Genomic DNA, 18,503 nt, shown 5'->3' with positions numbered 1-18,503 from the left:
ATGACAGCCGATGAAACTCCCCTGAACGGTTCTCCTGCCGGGCGAAATCTCGGCTGGGAGCAGGCGCGGCGGGCAGCCTACGACGCCGGCACCCCTCTGGTACACCAGATTGTTCCGCTCTCGGAGGCCCTTGGAGAGACGCTTGCCGAGCCGGTCAGGGCGCTGCAGGCCATCCCGCACTACGCATCGTCAGCCATGGACGGCTGGGCCGTCAACGGGCAGCCGCCGTGGCAACTGGTCAGTCACGCACCCAGGCGGGAACATCAGTGGCAGCGCAGCGCACCGCATCGTGATTCCGGCGCCGGGCCACTCGCCCTCGGCGAGGCCACGTTCATCCTGACCGGTGGGGTAGTGCCTGAGGGAACCACAGGAATCCTGCGGATGGAACACGGCGCCGTGCGCGGCGTCCAGCTCGACCGCAACGATCGCGCCCGTCCCGATGAGCCCGGCGCACAGGAACACATCAGGCCTGCTGGAGAAGAAGCGTCTGAGGGCAGCGAAACCATCCCCGCGAACGTGACGCTGAACCCGGCGCAGATCGCCCTTGCCGCAGTCTGTGGTTACGACACGCTTCCGGTGCTGCGTGCGCCTCGCATCTCCCTGCTGCTGACCGGCGACGAGGTCATTGAAGCCGGGCTGCCCGAGCCTGGGCAGGTCCGTGACACCTTCGGACCGCAACTCCCCGGGCTCGTCCAGATGATGGGTGGGCACGTCGACACTCTTGGCCGCGCGAAAGACGACCTCGACGACGTCGTCGCCGCTATCAGCGCTGAGGCGCTCGACGAGCTGTCCTTGTCCCGCGCGTCAGGGGACGTATTGATCACCACCGGTGGGACCGGAAGCTCCTCAGCCGATCACATCAGGCGGGCGTTGGAGACACTCGAGGCGGAATTCATCATCGACGGCGTCGCCATGCGGCCCGGCCACCCGACGTTGCTCGCCCGGCTTCAGGACGGCCGTTTCCTGGTAGGGCTCCCCGGAAATCCGTTGGCGGCGATGATGGCAATGTTCACAGTCGTTGGTCCCCTGCTCGCCGGATTGCGCGGCGCCGCGTTTCCCGAGACCGAGGAAACAACTGTTGGGGAAGACTTTGGTCAGCTGTCTGGGCGGAGTCGGTTGGTGCCGTACCGGCTGGAATCCGGGCGGGCGGTGGCGGCAACGCACCAGCGCTCCGGCATGTTGCGCGGCCTGGCCTCCGCAAGTGGCGTGATGGTGGTCCCCGCTCAGGGCTGCGTTGCTGGAGACCGCCTGCAGTCTTTCCGCCTGCCGTGGAGCAGCTAGTTCCTTCGTACCCTCTGGCGTGCGAGTCGCCGCAGCCATCACATCCCCGGGTCAGAATTCCACTAGTCTCGTCGTAGGACGATTTCAGGAGTGCACATTGAAGAAGCGCGTTTCCCAGCGCCGCCAAATCACCCGGTTCCGGGTCGGCGCAACAGAAAATGGCACCAGCCGACGCGAAGATATCCTTGCCGGTGAGGAACCGCTGGAAATCCGGCTGGGCTCGAAGTCCTTCTCTGTGACTATGCGCACACCCGGCGATGACTTCGATCTGGTGGCAGGGTTCCTGGTGTCAGAGGGGATTATCTGGGAGCCGGGGCAGCTGATCAGCCTCCGTTACTGTGCCGGGGTGGACGACGCCGGACAGCAGACGTTCAACGTGGTGGAATCCCAGCTCAGACCCGATGTGGCGCTGCCGGACACCACTATGGAACGGCACGTCTATACGTCCAGTTCGTGTGGGATCTGCGGCACCGCGTCCATCGACGCAGTGCGTAAGTCCTCCCGCTTCGACGTCCACGACGACGCCGCCCAGGTCACGCTCCCGGCACTCGCCGGGCTGCCCGACCGGTTGCGCGAATCGCAGAAGCTCTTCGACAGCACCGGTGGCGTCCACGCGGCGGGACTGTTCACCCGCGACGGCGAACTACTGTGCCTTCGTGAGGACGTGGGCCGGCACAACGCCGTCGACAAGGTGGTGGGCTGGGCACTGCGTGAAGGGATGCTGCCACTGAAGGGGACCATTCTGCAAGTGTCGGGCAGGGCCTCCTTTGAACTGGTGCAGAAGGCACAGCTCGCAGGGATCCCCGTCCTGTCGGCCGTCAGCGCGCCCTCGTCATTGGCTGCCGACCTGGCCGAGGAAACCGGCATCACTCTGGTCGGCTTCAGCCGCGGCGCCTCATTGAACTGCTACACGCACCCGCAGCGGATCGCTGCCTAGGCCCAACGACGTCACGGGGTGGCCTCACCCTGGTGAGGACTCGGGACTCAGGGGGTCAACCTGGACCCACGGGGTGGAAATGTTCGCCACCGATGTCCAGTTCCCTCACCGGAGCGGGGTTGCGCCCGGGACCGGGCGCGACGACGGGGGGCGGGCTAGCCCGACCGGTTGCCGCTCCCCGGCCTCCACCGGGGCCTCGATATGGTTTCCCGCAACAGGGCGGGGACAGGTGCCAAATGGCGTAAACGCGCTCGGGTAGTTCAGCGACCGGTTGAAATCGAGGGTAACCTGGCCGGTCGGGGATACGTGGTCGGTGACCAGGAAGCGCCACTGCGCTGTGTCGCGTTCGTTTGTCTCATCGTGGAAAGCCACCCTCAGCGAACCATCGTGCTGCTGCTCGGCTGCCAGGGTGTGGAAGCGGCCGCGGAGGCTGAACGACACAGTTCCCGTCGCATGAATCACGTCGGTCACCTCCGGCTGGGCTGTCCCGATCGGGATGGCGCGAGGAGTCGGGTACGGGGTGTAGCTGCCGTCAATCACAGCCCCCGGATCGTACTCGAAGACCGGTACGCCGTCGAACCCGGTCAGCGTGGGAGCGTGGTTGTCGCGGGTGCGCACCACATACCGGTTGCCGCGGACAGCCAGCTCCACCACCGTGTCCTGGTAACGCACCCAGTTCTTGGAGGCGCCGTCGGCCAGTTCCAGCTTGAGCGTTCCGTCGACCGGTTCTCCGGTGTGGACCAGTGTCAGTCCGTCTTCCGCGCGGGCGGTGAGCGTTGCACCGGGGGCAGAGCCCGGCTCGCTGGCGCTCCACTGCCCGGGGACCAGGTCCAGGGCAGAGGGGTCCGTCGGGAGCCACTGTAGGGAGGTCAGGGTCAGCCAGCCGTGCCCGACGGCGAGGGAGGTGTCCCGCCGCTTACGGAAGCTGCGCCACTGCTCGGAGTCACGGTGCTGGGCAGGGGTGAGATGGGTCATGGTCAATCTCCTTACGTTCAGGGTCTCGGGGCAGATCAGAACGGGTTCAGGAGGCGCTGCACAAACCGCTGGGTCCGCTCCTCCTTCGGCGCACGCAGCACGGTGTCTGGGTGTCCGCTCTCGACCACCACTCCGCCGTCCATGAACACCACCTCGTCCGCTACCTCGCGGGCGAAGGCAAGCTCGTGAGTCACGATCACCATGGTCCACTGCCCGTCGGCGAGCTCCTTGATGACACCGAGCACTTCACCCACGAGTTCCGGGTCCAGCGCCGAGGTGGGCTCGTCGAAGAGCAGCAGCGCCGGCTTCAGTGCCAGCGCACGCACAATTCCCACCCGTTGCTGTTGCCCGCCGGAGAGCTCGAACGGGTATTGGTCTTTCTTGTCCGCCAGCCCCACCCGGGCGAGCAACGACTCGGCGTCTCGGACGGCGTCGGCCTTGCGCTGCTTCTTGACCTGAACTGGCCCCTCAATCACATTCTCAAGGACTGTCATATGGGGGAAGAGGTTGTAGTGCTGGAAGACCATAGCGCTCTGGTCACGCAACGCAGACAGGTCCTTGGCCTTCACCTGCCCGCTGAAATCCAGTGACGGTCCGTCGGCGATGGACACCACACCGCCGTCGGGAGTTTCCAGCCCGTTGAGGCACCTCAACACGGTGGTCTTACCGGAACCGGAGGGACCGATCAGCGCTGTCACCTGTCCCGGCTGGACGGCAAGGTCAATCGATTCCAGCACCACATTCTCGCCGAAGGCCTTGCTCAGCCCGGAAACCGTGAGCAGATTGCTTTGCTGACCGGAGCGGCCTGCTGTGGGCTCAGTGTGCGACATAGCGATCCAACCTCTTCTCCAAGTAGGACTGCCCGCTGGAGAGCACCAGGCAGAACACCCAGTAGACCAGCGCGGCCTCCAGATACAACATCATGAACTGTTGGCTGAACGCTGCAATCTCCTGCGCCTGCCTGAACATCTCCGACACCAGGATCAACGACGCCAGCGAGCTGTCCTTGACCAGGCTGATGAAAGTGTTCGATAGCGGTGGCACCGACACTCGCGCCGCCTGGGGCAGGATGATGCGGCGCAGGGTCCTGGTGCGGGACATGCCGATCGTGTGCCCTGCCTCCCACTGTCCCTTGGGGACCGAGAGGATCGCGGCCCGGATGATCTCCGCTGCATAGCCCGCCACGTTCAGGGAGAATGCGATGATGGCGCTCGGCCACGGGGGAATCACCACACCAATCGACGGCAGCCCGTAAAAGATGACGAACAGCTGCACCAGGAGGGGGGTTCCCCTGATGATCGACACGTAAACCCTTGCCACCGCCGACGCGAGCCGGTTCCGGCTCAACCGCATCAGAGCGATCAGCAGCGCCAGGAGCAGGCCAAGGGCAAACGAGGACAGAGACAGCGGGATAGTGCCGGTCAGACCGCCCCAGACGAGGGGCCCGAGCGAATCCCAGAACAGTTCCCAGTCGATGGTGATCCTCCGTTGTCTTTAGCTGTGCTATTCGGTGACGTCGGAGCCGAAGTACTTCTCCGAGATCTCGGCAAGCGTGCCGTCTGCCCGCAGGTCTGCGAGGGCCTCGTTGACCGCTGTGATCAGCTCGTCGCTGCCCTTGGCGAAGGCAAAGGCGCTCAGCGACTCCTCATCCGTCTCAGCAGCGACCTTGATCGCCTCGGTGGGGTTGGTCTGCTGGTAGTCGAGGTAGGTCAGCTTGTCGTTGATCGTCGCATCCACCCGGCCCTGTTCGAGCAACGCTACGGACTGCGCCCAGCCCTCAACAGCCTCAACCTCGGCACCGCTTTCCTGGGCCAGCTCGTACCAGTTGCTGGTCAATGACTGGGCGGTGGTTAGCCCGTCAAGGTCCTCGAAGGAACTGATCTCCGAGTCGTCAGCAGTTGTAACGATCACTCCGGTGCTGACCGTGTACGGGTCGGAGAAGTCGTAGGTCTCAAGGCGCTCGTCGGTAATTGACACCTGGTTGGCGATCACGTCGAACCGGCCAGCCTCCAGCCCAGCGAAGATCGCGTCCCACTGGGTCTCTTCAAACTCTGCTTCCACGCCGAGCTCATCAGCGACGGCTGAGATTACCTCGACGTCGAACCCGGTCAGGTCACCGGCACCTCCCTCGTGGAAGGTGAAGGGGCGGTAGGTGCCCTCGGTACCGATGGTGATGACACCCGCGTCCTGGATCTCCTGCAGCGTGGTGGGCCCCGCAGAGGCGCCGCTCTCAGCAGATCCCTCGGAGGACTCTCCGCCCCCGCAGGCCGCCAGGGCCAGGGTGAGAGCGGTGGCTGCGCCAAGGATTGACAGACGACGGGTGTTCATTGCTCGGTCCTCAATAACTTAGGGGATGGTTCAAGGGGTCTCCTGCCGTTCTACAGTGCCAGGTTGTTCGGGCACAACGCGGGAAGCCACATAGTGCAACAAAGCCCATAGCGAAATTAGTTCCGGATACCCGTGTGATCCGGCCAACCCCGCTGGACGGCTACTGAGTCGTGGGTGCGTGCGGGCATAAGCTGAAGACTTGAGTAATGGAGGCAGTACATGAGCATGGAAGGCGCTGCCTGGAACTCCCTGTATAGGATTTCCAGCGCCAAGGACAGCAATAACAAGTTCTCGAAGGAAACGCTGAACCGGATCCTTGCGTTTGCTGTGCCCTACCGCACCAAACTGATCTTCTTCATCGCCTTGTCGGTGGTTTCTGCTTTTCTGGCTGTCGCTACCCCGGTCCTCGCTGGACGGGTGGTCAATGAAATCATCGCGGGCACCGGTCTGGAGACGGTGGTGTGGCTCGCTATCGTGATCGCGCTGGTAGCGGTCGCTGATGCAGTCGTCAGCATGGCCACCCGGTGGTTCTCTTCCAAAATTGGTGAGGGGGTCATCCTCGATCTGCGCACCACAGTGTTTGACCATGTGCAGAAGATGCCCATCGCCTTCTTCACTCGCACCCGCACCGGCGCCCTGGTCAGCAGGCTCAACAACGATGTGATCGGGGCCCAACAGGCTTTCAGCGGCACCCTGTCAGGGGTGGTCAGCAACATTGTGGCGCTCGCCCTGACCCTGGTGGTGATGCTCACGACGTCGGTATTGGTCACCGTTCTGGCCGTCCTGATGCTGCCCGTGTTCCTGCTGCCAGCCCGGAGGATGGGAAACCGGCTTGCCGCCCTCCGGCGCGAGGCAGCCGATCACAACTCGGCCATGAGCACGCAGATGACCGAGCGGTTCTCAGCCCCCGGTGCAACGCTGGTCAAACTCTTCGGACGCCCGGACGAGGAATCGCACGAGTTCGCTCTGCGTGCCACCCGGGTCCGCGACATCGGCGTGCGCATGGCCATGCTGCAATGGGTGTTCGTTACGGCGTTGATGCTCGTGTCGGCACTTGCCCTCGCCCTCGTGTACGGCTTGGGCGGCGCATTGGCGCTGGGTGGGACGCTGAACACTGGCGAGGTGGTGACCCTCGCACTGCTGCTGACCCGCTTGTATGCCCCGCTGACCAATCTGGCGAATGCCCGGGTGGAGATCATGAGCGCACTGGTCAGCTTTGAGCGGGTGTTCGAGGTCCTTGACCTGGACCCGCTGATCAAGGAAAAACCAGCTGCCGGCACCGTCCCCGAAGGCCCGGTGTCAGTGGAGTTCGACGACGTCCGATTCGCCTATCCGTCGGCAGACAAGGTTTCACTCGCCTCGCTGGAGGAGGTGGCCACCCTGGATACCCGTGGTGGCGAAGAGGTGCTCCACGGAGTGTCCTTCCGGGTGGAACCGGGGCAGACGATCGCCCTGGTGGGCTCATCGGGTGCGGGGAAGTCCACCATCGCTCAACTGCTGGCCCGACTGTACGACGTCGACAGTGGCGCGGTCCGCCTTGCCGGTACCGATGTGCGGGACGTGACCTTCGAGTCGCTCAGGCACACGATGGGGATGGTGACCCAGGACGGCCATCTGTTCCACGAAACGATCAGGTCCAATCTTCTGCTGGCGCGGCCCGGGGCGACGACTGACGAGATCTGGGATGCGATCCGGCGCGCCCGGCTCGAACAGCTGATCCGGTCCCTGCCTGATCAGTTGGACACCATGGTGGGGGAGCGCGGCTACCGACTCTCCGGTGGTGAACGTCAGCGGATGACGATCGCCCGGCTTCTGCTCGCTCAGCCGCGGGTAGTGATTCTCGACGAAGCGACCGCAGCGCTGGACTCCACGTCCGAGGCCGCGGTGCAGGCGGCGCTCAGCGAAGCGCTGGAGGGGCGCACAGCGATCGTAATCGCTCACCGCCTGTCCACCATCCGCTCGGCCGACCAGATCCTGGTGATCGAGGACGGCCAGATTGCCGAACGCGGGACCCACGATGAACTGCTGGAGCGCGGCGGCAGGTACGCCGAACTGCACCGCACCCAGTTTGCCGTCAGGAAGAACGTGGCTACCGGACTCTAGGTCGCCGGTTCGGTGTTCGCTGCTGAATTGCGCGGCCGCGGATCCGGAATATGGAGCAGGGGCAACGCTGCATTGACCATCGGTCCGATGAGGAGGGCAAAGGCCACAGTGCCGACCCCGACTGTGCCGCCGAGAATCCACCCGATGCCGAGCACCGTGAGCTCGATGATCGTGCGGACCTTCCAGACCTTCCAACCCCATTTCTGGTGGATGCCGGTCATCAGCCCGTCTCTGGGACCGGGGCCCATCCGCGCCCCGATGTACAGCCCGGTAGCCAGGGCCAGCAGCGCGAGACCACCGGCGAACAGCAGGATCTGGGCCCAGAGCTGGGTGGGCGCGGGCAGCACCGCCAGGCCCACCTCGGCGCTGGGACCGACCAGCGCCACGTTGAGGACTGTCCCGATGCCTGGCTTTTGCCGGATGGGAATCCACAGCAGAAGCACCAGGAGGCCAATGATGTTGGTGGCGACACCGAAGGGCAGCCCCGACTGCAGGGCGGCGCCCTGACCCAGCACATCCCACGGGGAAACACCGATGCCCGCCTGGATCATCATGGCGATGGCAAAGCCGTAGCAGAACAGGCCAATCATCAGTTGGGGGACGCGTCGGGCGAAAAGATGGGTCATAGGACCAGTCAATACCGATATTGGCCTTCCGGCAAGGCGCCAATTCTACTAAACTGGCCTGATGCAGGTGATATCAGCGACAAAATTGGACTTGCTGTTGAAGGATTGGCGAAATGGGGCTTCGGCCTACACCGCCCTGGCCGACCGTCTCCGGCTCCTTCTGCTCGATGGCAGGATCCCCGTTGGCGCGCGGCTCCCGGCCGAACGGGACCTGGCAGACCGGCTGGGGGTCAGCCGAACCACTGTCTCGTCGACCTACTCGCGGCTGCGCGATGCCGGCTACCTGACGAGTGTCAGGGGCTCGGGCAGTGTTGCCCAGTTGCCCAGGGCGCAGGGAGTCCTGCCCGACATCGGCGTCGGAGAGTTACTCGACTTCAGCAAGGCCGCGATGCCCGCATCACCGCTCCTCGCCGACGCCGCAGCGCGGGCGGCCCAGGACCTGCTGACCTATCTCGGGGGCTCCGGGTACGACCCGGTTGGCCTGCCCCAGCTCCGTGAGGCAGTGGCGGAGCGTTACCGGAGGCGTGGCTTGCCGACTCAACCCGACCAGATTCTCGTCACGATGGGTGCCCAACACGCGATAGCCCTGCTGGCCCGGCATCTGATGGACCGAAGCGACAGCGCGATTGTGGAGTCTCCCAGTTACCCGCACGCCTATGAAGCAATCCGGGCAGCCGGAAGGCGTCTTGTGCCAGTAAGTGTTACGAGCGACGACGGGTGGGATGACGACGCCCTGCAGCAGGCATTTCAACGCACCAGCCCGGCCATCGCTTACCTGATGCCTGACTTCCACAATCCGACCGGGCGGGTCATGCCCGAGGCGCAGCGCATCCGGGTACTCGCCGCGGCGCAGCGCCAGGGCACAGTGGTGATTGCCGACGAGACAATGGCCGAACTGGCGATCGACCGCGTGGAGCTTCCGCTCCCGCTCGCTGCCTATGGGCCGGCAATCCTGATCGGATCGCTGGGGAAAACGGTATGGGGAGGGCTCCGTATTGGCTGGGTCAGGGCCGAGGCAACGGAGATTGGGCAGTTGGTCCGAGCCCGGGTGGCTACCGACCTGGGCACACCCATTCTTGAGCAGCTCATCGCAACCGATCTGTTGGACAGCTATGACCAGATTCTTGCTCAGAGGCGGGAGCAGTTGCGCGTGGGACGGGACCACCTCGTGTCCGCGCTTTGTCAGGCGATCCCTGACTGGTCGCTGCCGGCTACCGGCGGTGGCCTCTCACTGTGGGCGAATCTGGGCCGAAATGTCAGCTCACAGCTGACACTGGCAGCGCGGCAAGAAGGTTTGTTGCTCGCCGCAGGTCCACGCTTCAGTATCGACGGAGCCTTCGAGCGGTTCCTGCGCCTGCCGTTCAGCTACTCAACCGATGACACCGATCGGGCGATAGGGATGCTCCAGCGTGCCTGGAATCGGATCGGGCAAGGGCACATGGTTGATCAGGGTCTGCTAGCCGACGTGGTGTGAGAGGGCTAAAGGGCACGGGTCAGGCTGGTCACGAGAGTGAGATTTTTCTGCGGACCTTCGACATGCCAGGTATAGCGCCACTGATCCTGGTCCTCGAGAACGAATTCTCCCCAATAGACATCTGGAGCGCACTGGTGCGCCGGTGAGTCCTCGCCGGTGGCCAGGTCGAGGCAGTGGAACAGGCGCCCGTCCGGGAAGCACACCTCTGCCGAAAGCGCCGACCCGGTCGGCCGCCAGAGCAGCTCCCGGGTCGCGAGTGTTGGCGTGGACCCTGCCCACCTGAGGGAGCCGCGCTCGCCGTGACGGAGGGCGCCGCCGTCGTTGTAGGTGAACACCGCAGTACCAGCGAAGGCCCCCGATAGTCCTGAGGCGTGATCCTGGAGTGAGCGCTCGACCGACCAGATGCCGCAGAGATGGTCGAGGAGCGTGACACCTGCTTCGAGGCGAAACGGTTCTACCTCAATCATGTGGGCTACCCGTCGTGAGTTGGTGCCCCTGGCCGGAATCGAACCGACGACCTTCCCTTTAGGAGAGGGACGCTCTATCCTACTGAGCTACAGAGGCGGGTACAGCGGTATCAGCTTACCTGCTTTCGGTCCCTGGCCCATCCTGACCGGGTGGCTGTGCCGGAACCTTGCCGCGCAGGCCCGCTGGAAGCAGGACCGCGAGCAGGCCAGCGACGCCGGACAGCCCCAGCAGTACCCACCGCGACACGGTGAGCGCCGATGCCAGGGCAACCTGGCCGTCGTCGGGTGCTGTGGTGGCGAGCAGGGAGTCAATTGCCACGTTCTCCCACAGGTCCACTACAGCGAACAGCAGTGGCGGCGCCCAGAGCAGCCAGCGCAGCCACCGGCGATCAACGTTCAGCTGGATCAGGAGCAGCCAGGCGATTCCGAAGATGAGCGGGAACAGGGTCCCAGCGGTCTTGTGGAGGTAGCTCAGCTGGTCCAGCGCGTCGCTGTCCATGGCTGCCTGCAGGTCGGCGACGTAGCCTGCCCCGTAGCCTCCGAACATCATGTCGGGCATGGTGAGCCCGTCGGCGAGCTGACTCATTTGGCCAAGGGTCAGAAGGTGGTAGTACCAGAACAGGAGCACCGCTGCAGCAGCCGCGGCAATCAGGATCATGTTCCCGTTGCTACGTGGGGGAGCGGCGGGAGCTGGCTCCGGGGTACCGGCAGCGGCAGCCCCATGCTTCTTGGCGATCTGTGCGCGGGTCTTGGACATACCTCGATTATCCCCTCCGGCCGGCCCCATACATGAGGATCTGAAGGTCAACTGTGAAACACGTTACATTTTGGCGTCAAATTTGCCGTTGGTGGCGTGTGTGATTGCGGACACAGCACATTCTGCGGTTATTTTATTAGATGGCAATTAACCAAGCACTACCTATGTCAACCGTTGCGGACGAAGTCGGATGGCTTGCGGCAGTCGAAGATGCGATCGATTCGGTCTTCGCACCCGTAACGAAGGTGTTTTCGGACATCGTCTTTTTCCCCGTCACCATTGGGGACATCAGCTTCCCTGTGGTCGTCGCGTGGCTGATCGCCGCGGGCATCATCTTCACGATCTACTTCGGGTTCGCCCAGTTCCGGCATCTCAAGGTCTCCTACGAAGTGGTGCGGGGCCGGTACTCCTCCAAGGATGACCCCGGAGAGGTGCCCCACTTCCAGGCGCTCACCTCCGCGCTATCCGGCACCGTAGGGCTCGGCAATATTGCCGGCGTGGGTGCGGCGATGGCCCTCGGTGGGCCAGGCGCCACCTTCTGGATGATCCTCGCTGGCCTGCTCGGCATGGCCACCAAGTTCGCTGAGTGTACCCTCGGGGTTAAATACCGCGAGGTCCACCCGGACGGCACCGTCAGTGGTGGCCCGTTCAAATACCTCCCCATCGCCTTTGAGAAGTTCGGTCGCCTGCCCGCAAAGATCCTGACAGGCATCTTCGCCGTCGCGATCCTCATCTTTGGTGTGGCTGGCGGCAACATGTTTCAGGCCAACCAGACCTTCGCCCAGGTGCAGAACGTTACCGGCGGTGCCGATGGGTTCCTGGGCAGCGCTGGCGCAGCCCTCATCTTCGGTCTTGTTCTTGCCGCCTTGGTCGGAGCGGTCATCCTCGGCGGCATCAAGTCCATCGGCGCTACCACCAGCCGGTTGGTGCCCGCCATGGCAGCTGTCTACATCACGGCCTGCCTCTTCGTCATCATCGTCAACATCGGTAACGTCCCGGCGGCCTTCGGTTCCATTATTGAGGGTGCATTCGCGCCAGCCGGCATGGCTGGCGGCTTCATTGGCGTCATGATCGTCGGCTTCCAGCGTGCAGCGTTCTCCAACGAGGCTGGCCTCGGCTCCGCGGCGATCGCACACTCGGCCGTGAAGACCCGCCGCCCCGTGAGCGAGGGATTCGTGGCGATGTTCGAACCGCTCATCGACACGGTGGTCATCTGTACCATGACCGCCCTGACCATCATCATTGCTGGCGCACCCAGCCTGCAGGCCGGTATCGACCAGGTCCAGGGCGGCGGCGACGCTCCCGACGGCGTCATCCTCACCTCGGATGCCTTCGCAACAGTGATCTCGTGGTTCCCGATCGTCCTGGCCATCGCTGTGGCACTGTTCGCCTTCTCGACCCTGATCACCTGGTCCTACTACGGGTTGAAGGCCTGGGAGTACCTCTTTGGTCGCAGCAAGGTGTCCGAGGTCATCTACAAGTGCGTGTTCCTGTTCTTCACCGTTATCGGCACGGTTCTTACCTTCACCCAGGTCCTGAACTTCGCCGACGCGGCCTTGTTCGTCTGTGCTTTTGTGAACCTGCTCGGCGTGTACCTGCTGCTGCCGGTGATCAAGCGCGAGATGAAGGCCTACCTGGCCGATCGCAAGAGCGGCACACTGCTGCAGCTTGGCATTGCTTCCGAAGACATCGAAGCGGCCAAGCCGGAGTAACTGTCCCCTCTAGCGCCCAAACGCCCGTCGCCTCTCTGGAGCCGGCGGGCGTTTGGCGTTAGAGAGGTGTTTCGACAACACCTGGTTTGTCAGAGCCAGCACCTAGACTTGATGGCACCATGGATATGCTTTTCGACCCACACCTCGGTTCATCTCCCACCAGCTCGGCCCGGCGCCCGACGTCGTCGACGCCTCAGGCCTCCGGCGACGCCCCACACGCCGGTGGTGGGCGACGGGATGAAGCTCGGGCACGCGAACTGCTGGTTGGATTGAATCCGCAGCAGGAGGAAGCGGTGCGCCACAGCGGATCGCCGCTGCTGATTGTGGCCGGCGCCGGCTCCGGCAAAACCCGGGTCCTCAGCCATCGGATCGCTTACCTCCTGGCCATGGGCAGGGCCCACCACGGCGGAATCCTGGCCATCACCTTCACCAACAAGGCCGCCGCCGAGATGCGTGAACGCATCGAAGCCCTGGTCGGCGACGTTGCCAAACGCATGTGGATCTCCACCTTCCACTCCTCCTGCGTCAGGATTCTGCGGCGCGAGGCAGCCTCAGTGGGCCTGAATTCCAACTTCTCGATCTACGATTCAGCAGACACCCTGCGGCTCGTGACCCTGGTGGCCAAGGGGCTGGACCTGGACCCCAAACGGTTCACCCCGAAGTCCATCCAGCACAAAATCTCGGCGCTCAAGAATGAGCTGATCGACGAGGAGAGCTACGCCAGCTCGGCCAACTACTCCGACCCGTTCGAGCAGGCGGTTGCCGAGGTCTACAAGGGGTACGCGCAGCGGATGCGCCAGGCCAACGCTATGGACTTCGACGACTTGATCGCCCAGACCGTCTACATGTTCAGGGCCTTCCCCGGGGTGGCCGACTATTACCGCCGCCGGTTCCGGCACGTCCTGGTCGACGAATACCAGGACACCAACCACGCCCAGTACGCCCTGGTGCGGGAGATCGTCGGAATCACCCAGGATCCCAGTGACGACGGCGAAACCATTCCACTCGCCGAACTCACTGTGGTGGGTGACTCGGACCAATCGATCTACGCGTTCCGTGGCGCCGACGTCCGGAACATCGTCGAGTTCGAAAACGACTACCCCAACGCCCGGACCATCCTGCTCGAACAGAACTACCGGTCCACCCAGACCATCCTCAGTGCCGCCAATGCGGTGATCTCCCGCAACCCCGACCGACCCGACAAGAAGCTGTGGACCGCCGAAGGGGACGGCGAGCCGATCGTGGGCTACGTGGGGGAAAACGAACACGAGGAAGCGCGGTTCATCGCCGAGGAAATCGACCGGCTCCAGGATGAGGACGGACTCCTCCCCGGCGACGTGGCGATCTTCTACCGCACCAACGCCCAGTCCCGCTCCATCGAGGAAATCCTGATGCGCGTGGGTCTTCCCTACAAGGTGGTGGGCGGGACCCGGTTCTACGAGCGCAAGGAAATCAAGGACGCCCTCGCCTACCTGCGGGTGCTCGTGAACCAGGACGACGTCGTCAACCTCCGCCGGATCCTCAACGAACCAAAGCGGAGGATCGGCGACCGCGCCGAATACGCCGTCGCGGCGCTCGCCGAGCGGGAACGCATGTCCTTCATGGCGGCACTCCGCCGGGCGGACGAGGCGCCGGGTCTTGCCACCCGGTCGATGAACGCGGTCAACGGCTTCGTGAAACTCATCGACGACCTCGCCGAGGTGGCCGACGGATCGGGGCCATCGGCGGCGCTCGAAGCGGTCCTGGAACAGACCGGCTACCTGGCACAGCTGCGATTGAGTAACGACCCGCAGGACGAGTCACGGGTGGAGAACCTCGCGGAACTGGTGGCGGTGGTCCGCGAATACGAACAGGACAACCCCGAGGGGACGCTGGGGGACTTCCTGGAACAGGTCTCCCTGGTGGCCGACGCCGACCAGATCCCCGACGCACCCGAAGGTTCTGCCGCCGAGGTGGAACAGGCGGTGGCAGAGGCCAAGCGACTGGGCGTGGTCACCCTGATGACCCTGCACACCGCCAAAGGGCTCGAATTTCCCGTAGTGTTCCTGACCGGCATGGAGCAGGGCATCTTCCCGCACCAGCGCTCGGCCACCGATCCGAAGGAGCTGGCCGAGGAACGCCGGCTCGCCTACGTAGGGCTGACCCGCGCCCGGAAACGGCTCTACATCACCCGGTCCGAGGTCCGCAGCATGTGGGGCCAGAGCCAATACAACCCGGTATCGCAGTTTGTCGGCGAGGTGCCCAGCGAACTCATTAAGTGGAAGCGGGAGGGTGCCTCGGGCCCGGTCTGGTCCGGGGGCGCAGCCATCGGCGGCAACAACCGGTTCAGCGGATCCTACTGGGGTGCAGGCACCGCAAGCGGGGACGATACGGGGCGGGGGTTGCCCACCCGGTCGGCAACAGTCGTTGGACGTGTGCAACCGCAGAAGGAGGTGCTCGCAGTCGCAGTGGGGGACAAGGTCAACCACACCAGCTTCGGCAACGGGACAGTCCTCTCCGTTGAGGGCGCCGGGGACAAGACGGTGGCCAAGGTGTCGTTTGACATCGGGGAGAAGCGTCTCCTGCTGCGGTACGCACCGCTGACGAAAACCGGATAGCTCCCCCTAGCTCATCCCGTTACTTTTCTACAAACCATAGAAGTGTGGCCTTGGTCACTAAACAGGTAGTCTGTGAAAGGCGCTGAACGCCAAGGGACTAAAGTTCCCTGTGTAAACCTACTTCGACGTAGAAGGACACTGGCCTGTGGATCTGTTCGAATATCAGGCGCGCGATCTTTTTGAGGCACACGGAGTACCCGTGCTCGCCGGCATCGTGGCGCACACCCCCGAGGAAGCAAAGGCGGCAGCCGAGAAGATTGGCGGCGTCGTCGTCGTCAAGGCCCAAGTCAAAGTTGGAGGCCGCGGCAAAGCGGGCGGCGTCAAAGTCGCCAAGACCCCCGACGAGGCGTTCAAGTACGCCTCGGACATCCTTGGCATGGATATCAAGGGCCACACAGTCCACAAGGTGATGATCGCGCAGGGCGCTGACATCGCCGAGGAGTACTACTTCTCGGTACTGCTGGACCGGTCCAACCGCAACTACCTGGCTATGTGCTCGGTTGAGGGCGGCGTGGAAATCGAACAGCTGGCCGTCGAGCGCCCCGAAGCGCTCGCGCGCATCGCCGTCGACCCCGCGGTGGGCATTGACCAGGCGAAGGCCAAGGAAATTGTTGAGACGGCAGGGTTTGCACCCGAGCTCCACGACGGTGTCGCACATGCGATCATCAAGCTGTGGGACGTCTTCGTGAAGGAAGACGCCACCCTGGTGGAGGTTAATCCGCTGGTGAAGACCGGCAGCGGCGACATCATCGCACTCGACGGTAAAGTCACCATTGACGAGAACGCAGCGTTCCGTCAGCCCGGCCACGCAGAGCTCGAAGATCAGGACTCAACCGACCCGCTCGAAGCCAAAGCCAAGGCCAACGACCTCAACTACGTCAAACTCGACGGCGAAGTGGGAATCATCGGCAACGGCGCCGGTCTGGTCATGTCAACGCTCGACGTCGTCGCCTACGCCGGCGAGGCCCACGGCAACGTGCGCCCGGCGAATTTCCTGGACATCGGCGGTGGAGCATCGGCGGCAGTGATGGCTGCTGGTCTCGACGTCATTCTGAACGACCCTCAGGTGACGAGCGTGTTCGTCAACGTATTCGGCGGCATCACCGCGTGTGACGCCGTCGCCAATGGCATTGTTGAGGCGCTCCAGATCCTGGGCGACAAGGAAAATAAGCCCCTGGTAGTCCGCCTCGACGGCAACAACGTTGAGGAAGGCCGCCGCATCCTCGCCGAGGCAAACCACCCGATGGTTACCCTCGCCGACACCATGGATGAAGGCGCCGACAAGGCCGCCGAACTGGCTTACGCCGCCCGCTGATCGAGCCTGTACCGCCCGGCTCATGTGCTGCCGGGTCCAAAGGATTAAGGAATAACGTATGTCAATCTTTCTCAACAAAGACTCCAAAGTCATTGTGCAAGGCATCACCGGCGGTGAAGGCACCAAGCACACCGCGCTGATGCTTACTGCTGGCACCCAGGTGGTCGGTGGAGTCAACGCCCGCAAGGCTGGCACCACAGTCACCCATGGCGATGTGACGCTGCCGGTCTTCGGCAAGGTCAGCGAAGCCATGACCGAAACCGGCGCTGACGTCTCGATCGTCTTCGTACCCCCGGCCTTCACCAAGGACGCGGTCATCGAAGCCATCGAGGCAGGCATCGGGCTCGTCGTGATCATTACCGAGGGTGTGCCAGTGCAGGACTCGGCCGAGTTCTGGGCGCTTGCCCAGTCACGCGTCGACGCCGACGGCAACCAGGTTACCCGGATTATCGGCCCCAACTGCCCGGGCATCATCACGCCAGGGGAGTCCCTGGTCGGCATCACCCCCGCGAACATCACCGGCAAGGGCGGCGTGGGCCTCGTGTCCAAGTCGGGCACCCTGACCTACCAGATGATGTTCGAGCTGCGCGATCTTGGTTTCTCCACCGCGATCGGCATCGGCGGTGACCCCATTGTCGGTACCACCCACATCGATGCACTCGCTGCGTTCGAGGCGGACCCGGAGACGAAGGCCATCGTGATGATCGGTGAAATTGGCGGCGACGCTGAAGAGCGTGCCGCCGAGTACATCAAGGCCAATGTCACCAAGCCCGTTGTGGGCTACGTGGCAGGCTTCACCGCTCCCGAGGGCAAGACCATGGGCCACGCCGGCGCCATCGTCTCCGGCTCCGCGGGAACGGCTCAGGCCAAGAAAGAAGCCCTTGAGGCTGCCGGCGTCAAGGTTGGCAAGACGCCATCCGAGACCGCCACGCTGCTCCGTGAGGTCTACGCAGGACTGTAATTTCTTCAGGGAGGGGCCCCGGTAGCTGGATTCGTTCAGCCGCCGGGGCTTTTTCTGTCAGGCGACCGCGTTAGGCTGAATGAAAACCCGCACCCCAGTTCGAGGAGTATGCATGCGTGCCACAATCATCCACGGTCCCGGCAATATCACGGTGGAGGACCGGGACTACCCCACCATTCAGCGGCCTACCGACGCCATCGTGAAGGTCACCGCGTCCTGTGTCTGCGGCTCGGACCTCTGGCCGTACCGTGGCATCAGCAAGAACCGGGGCACCCGCGCGATCGGTCATGAGTTCGTGGGCGTCGTCGACGAAATTGGCGCCGATGTGTTGGACCTGGCCGTCGGTGACTTTGTGATTGCCCCCTTCGTTGACAGTTGCGGCACGTGCCCCCAGTGCCTCAACGGTGTGACAGTGGCGTGTGACCACCTCACCTCCTGGGGTGACGACGACGAGTTTGGCCACTACGTTCAGGGAGCCCAGGGCGAGGCCGTTCGGGCGCCCCAGGCCGACGGCACCCTCCGCAGGGTCGACGGCGTGACCGACCCTGACAAGGAACTGACGGCGAGTCTGCTCACCCTCTCGGATGTGATGTCCACCGGGCACCATGCAGCAGTGAGCGCGAAGGTCGGCCCGGGCCGCACAGTGGTGGTGGTCGGGGACGGCGCCGTCGGGCTGTGCGGTGTGCTCGCAGCGAAGCGCCTCGGCGCGGAGCGGATCATCGCCATGTCCAGGCATGAGGACCGGCAGGCGCTGGCCCGCGAATTCGGCGCCACCGACATTGTTGCCGAGCGCGGCGACGCCGGCGTTGAGAAGGTCAGGGAACTGCTCGGGGGAGTGCTGGCCGATTCTGTGCTCGAGTGCGTCGGAACCAAGGAATCAATGGAACAGGCACTGGCCAGCACTCGTCCCGGCGGAAACCTGGGCTTTGTCGGCGTTCCCGCCGGCGGAGCGGAGCTGCCGATCGGCTTT

The 18,503-nt window shown here is 63.9% G+C and carries 16 protein-coding genes and 1 tRNA gene; 9 read left to right on the top strand and 8 right to left on the bottom strand.

Going from position 1 to position 18,503, the window contains the following annotated elements:
* Both Y703_RS17845 and fdhD read left to right on the top strand, forming a co-directional pair.
* Nucleotides 1-1,281, top strand: coding sequence for a molybdopterin molybdotransferase MoeA (locus tag Y703_RS17845; protein WP_155849395.1), 1,281 nt, complete (start codon nt 1-3; stop codon nt 1,279-1,281).
* A gap of 97 nt (nt 1,282-1,378) precedes the next feature.
* Entirely contained in the window at nt 1,379-2,218 is an 840-nt protein-coding gene (gene fdhD / locus Y703_RS0104060) for a formate dehydrogenase accessory sulfurtransferase FdhD (protein ID WP_026551688.1), read from the top strand.
* A 105-nt stretch (nt 2,219-2,323) separates the two neighbouring features.
* Here the strand turns inward: fdhD and Y703_RS17840 are convergent, their stop codons facing one another.
* From Y703_RS17840 to Y703_RS0104040, 4 genes are read right to left on the bottom strand one after another with little or no spacing between them, the layout of a single operon-like run.
* On the bottom strand, nt 2,324-3,193 hold the full coding sequence (locus tag Y703_RS17840) for a DUF1684 domain-containing protein (RefSeq protein WP_051427290.1): 870 nt from the start codon (nt 3,191-3,193) through the stop codon (nt 2,324-2,326).
* Nucleotides 3,194-3,228: 35 nt separating this feature from the next.
* Nucleotides 3,229-4,023: an amino acid ABC transporter ATP-binding protein gene (locus Y703_RS0104050; protein ID WP_026551687.1), complete on the bottom strand. Its 795-nt coding sequence runs from the start codon at nt 4,021-4,023 to the stop codon at nt 3,229-3,231.
* Entirely contained in the window at nt 4,010-4,669 is a 660-nt protein-coding gene (locus Y703_RS0104045; protein WP_026551686.1) for an amino acid ABC transporter permease, read from the bottom strand. Before Y703_RS0104045 ends, Y703_RS0104050 begins: the two co-directional genes overlap by 14 nt.
* Before the next feature lie 27 nt (nt 4,670-4,696).
* Nucleotides 4,697-5,521: an amino acid ABC transporter substrate-binding protein gene (locus Y703_RS0104040; protein WP_026551685.1), complete on the bottom strand. Its 825-nt coding sequence runs from the start codon at nt 5,519-5,521 to the stop codon at nt 4,697-4,699.
* A gap of 219 nt (nt 5,522-5,740) precedes the next feature.
* On the opposite strand from Y703_RS0104040, the gene Y703_RS0104035 reads away from it, so the two are divergent.
* Entirely contained in the window at nt 5,741-7,624 is a 1,884-nt protein-coding gene (locus Y703_RS0104035; RefSeq protein WP_026551684.1) for an ABC transporter ATP-binding protein, read from the top strand.
* Here the strand turns inward: Y703_RS0104035 and Y703_RS0104030 are convergent.
* Nucleotides 7,621-8,250 (bottom strand): membrane protein YczE, encoded by a 630-nt coding sequence (locus tag Y703_RS0104030; protein WP_026551683.1) that lies wholly within the window; start codon nt 8,248-8,250, stop codon nt 7,621-7,623. The two genes, Y703_RS0104035 and Y703_RS0104030, sit on opposite strands and share 4 nt — an antisense overlap.
* A 61-nt stretch (nt 8,251-8,311) precedes the next feature.
* Here Y703_RS0104030 and Y703_RS0104025 point away from each other — a divergent pair, with 61 nt between their 5' ends.
* Complete coding sequence (locus Y703_RS0104025) at nt 8,312-9,724, top strand: MocR-like transcription factor YczR (protein ID WP_026551682.1); 1,413 nt, start codon at nt 8,312-8,314, stop codon at nt 9,722-9,724.
* Between the two features lie 5 nt (nt 9,725-9,729).
* On the opposite strand, the gene Y703_RS17835 is transcribed toward Y703_RS0104025, so the two are convergent.
* The 3 genes from Y703_RS17835 to Y703_RS17830 form a co-directional block, all read right to left on the bottom strand.
* On the bottom strand, nt 9,730-10,191 hold the full coding sequence (locus Y703_RS17835) for a DUF6314 family protein (protein WP_051427289.1): 462 nt from the start codon (nt 10,189-10,191) through the stop codon (nt 9,730-9,732).
* 20 nt (nt 10,192-10,211) lie between these two features.
* Nucleotides 10,212-10,288 (bottom strand) — tRNA-Arg (locus tag Y703_RS0104015).
* Between the two features lie 18 nt (nt 10,289-10,306).
* Entirely contained in the window at nt 10,307-10,948 is a 642-nt protein-coding gene (locus Y703_RS17830) for a hypothetical protein (protein ID WP_051427288.1), read from the bottom strand.
* Nucleotides 10,949-11,112: 164 nt separating this feature from the next.
* Between Y703_RS17830 and Y703_RS17825 the strand changes: the two genes are divergently transcribed.
* From Y703_RS17825 to Y703_RS17820, 5 genes are all read left to right on the top strand, one after another.
* A complete protein-coding gene (locus Y703_RS17825; RefSeq protein ID WP_035763774.1) occupies nt 11,113-12,660 on the top strand; it encodes an alanine/glycine:cation symporter family protein in 1,548 nt (515 codons plus the stop codon).
* A gap of 125 nt (nt 12,661-12,785) precedes the next feature.
* Nucleotides 12,786-15,257 carry a DNA helicase PcrA gene (pcrA, locus tag Y703_RS0104000; protein ID WP_035763793.1) on the top strand — a complete coding sequence of 824 codons (2,472 nt, stop codon included), beginning with the start codon at nt 12,786-12,788 and terminating at the stop codon, nt 15,255-15,257.
* Between the two features lie 145 nt (nt 15,258-15,402).
* On the top strand, nt 15,403-16,572 hold the full coding sequence (gene sucC / locus Y703_RS0103995) for an ADP-forming succinate--CoA ligase subunit beta (RefSeq protein ID WP_026551680.1): 1,170 nt from the start codon (nt 15,403-15,405) through the stop codon (nt 16,570-16,572).
* A 58-nt stretch (nt 16,573-16,630) separates the two neighbouring features.
* Nucleotides 16,631-17,533: a succinate--CoA ligase subunit alpha gene (gene sucD / locus Y703_RS0103990; protein WP_026551679.1), complete on the top strand. Its 903-nt coding sequence runs from the start codon at nt 16,631-16,633 to the stop codon at nt 17,531-17,533.
* Between the two features lie 112 nt (nt 17,534-17,645).
* Nucleotides 17,646-18,503 (top strand): zinc-binding dehydrogenase (locus Y703_RS17820; RefSeq protein WP_035763791.1); only part of this gene is annotated, 858 nt, incomplete at its 3' end.

The organism is Arthrobacter sp. H20, assembly GCF_000520515.1.
Taxonomy (GTDB): domain Bacteria; phylum Actinomycetota; class Actinomycetes; order Actinomycetales; family Micrococcaceae; genus Arthrobacter_D.
This window is presented reverse-complemented; position numbering and strand designations above follow the sequence as displayed.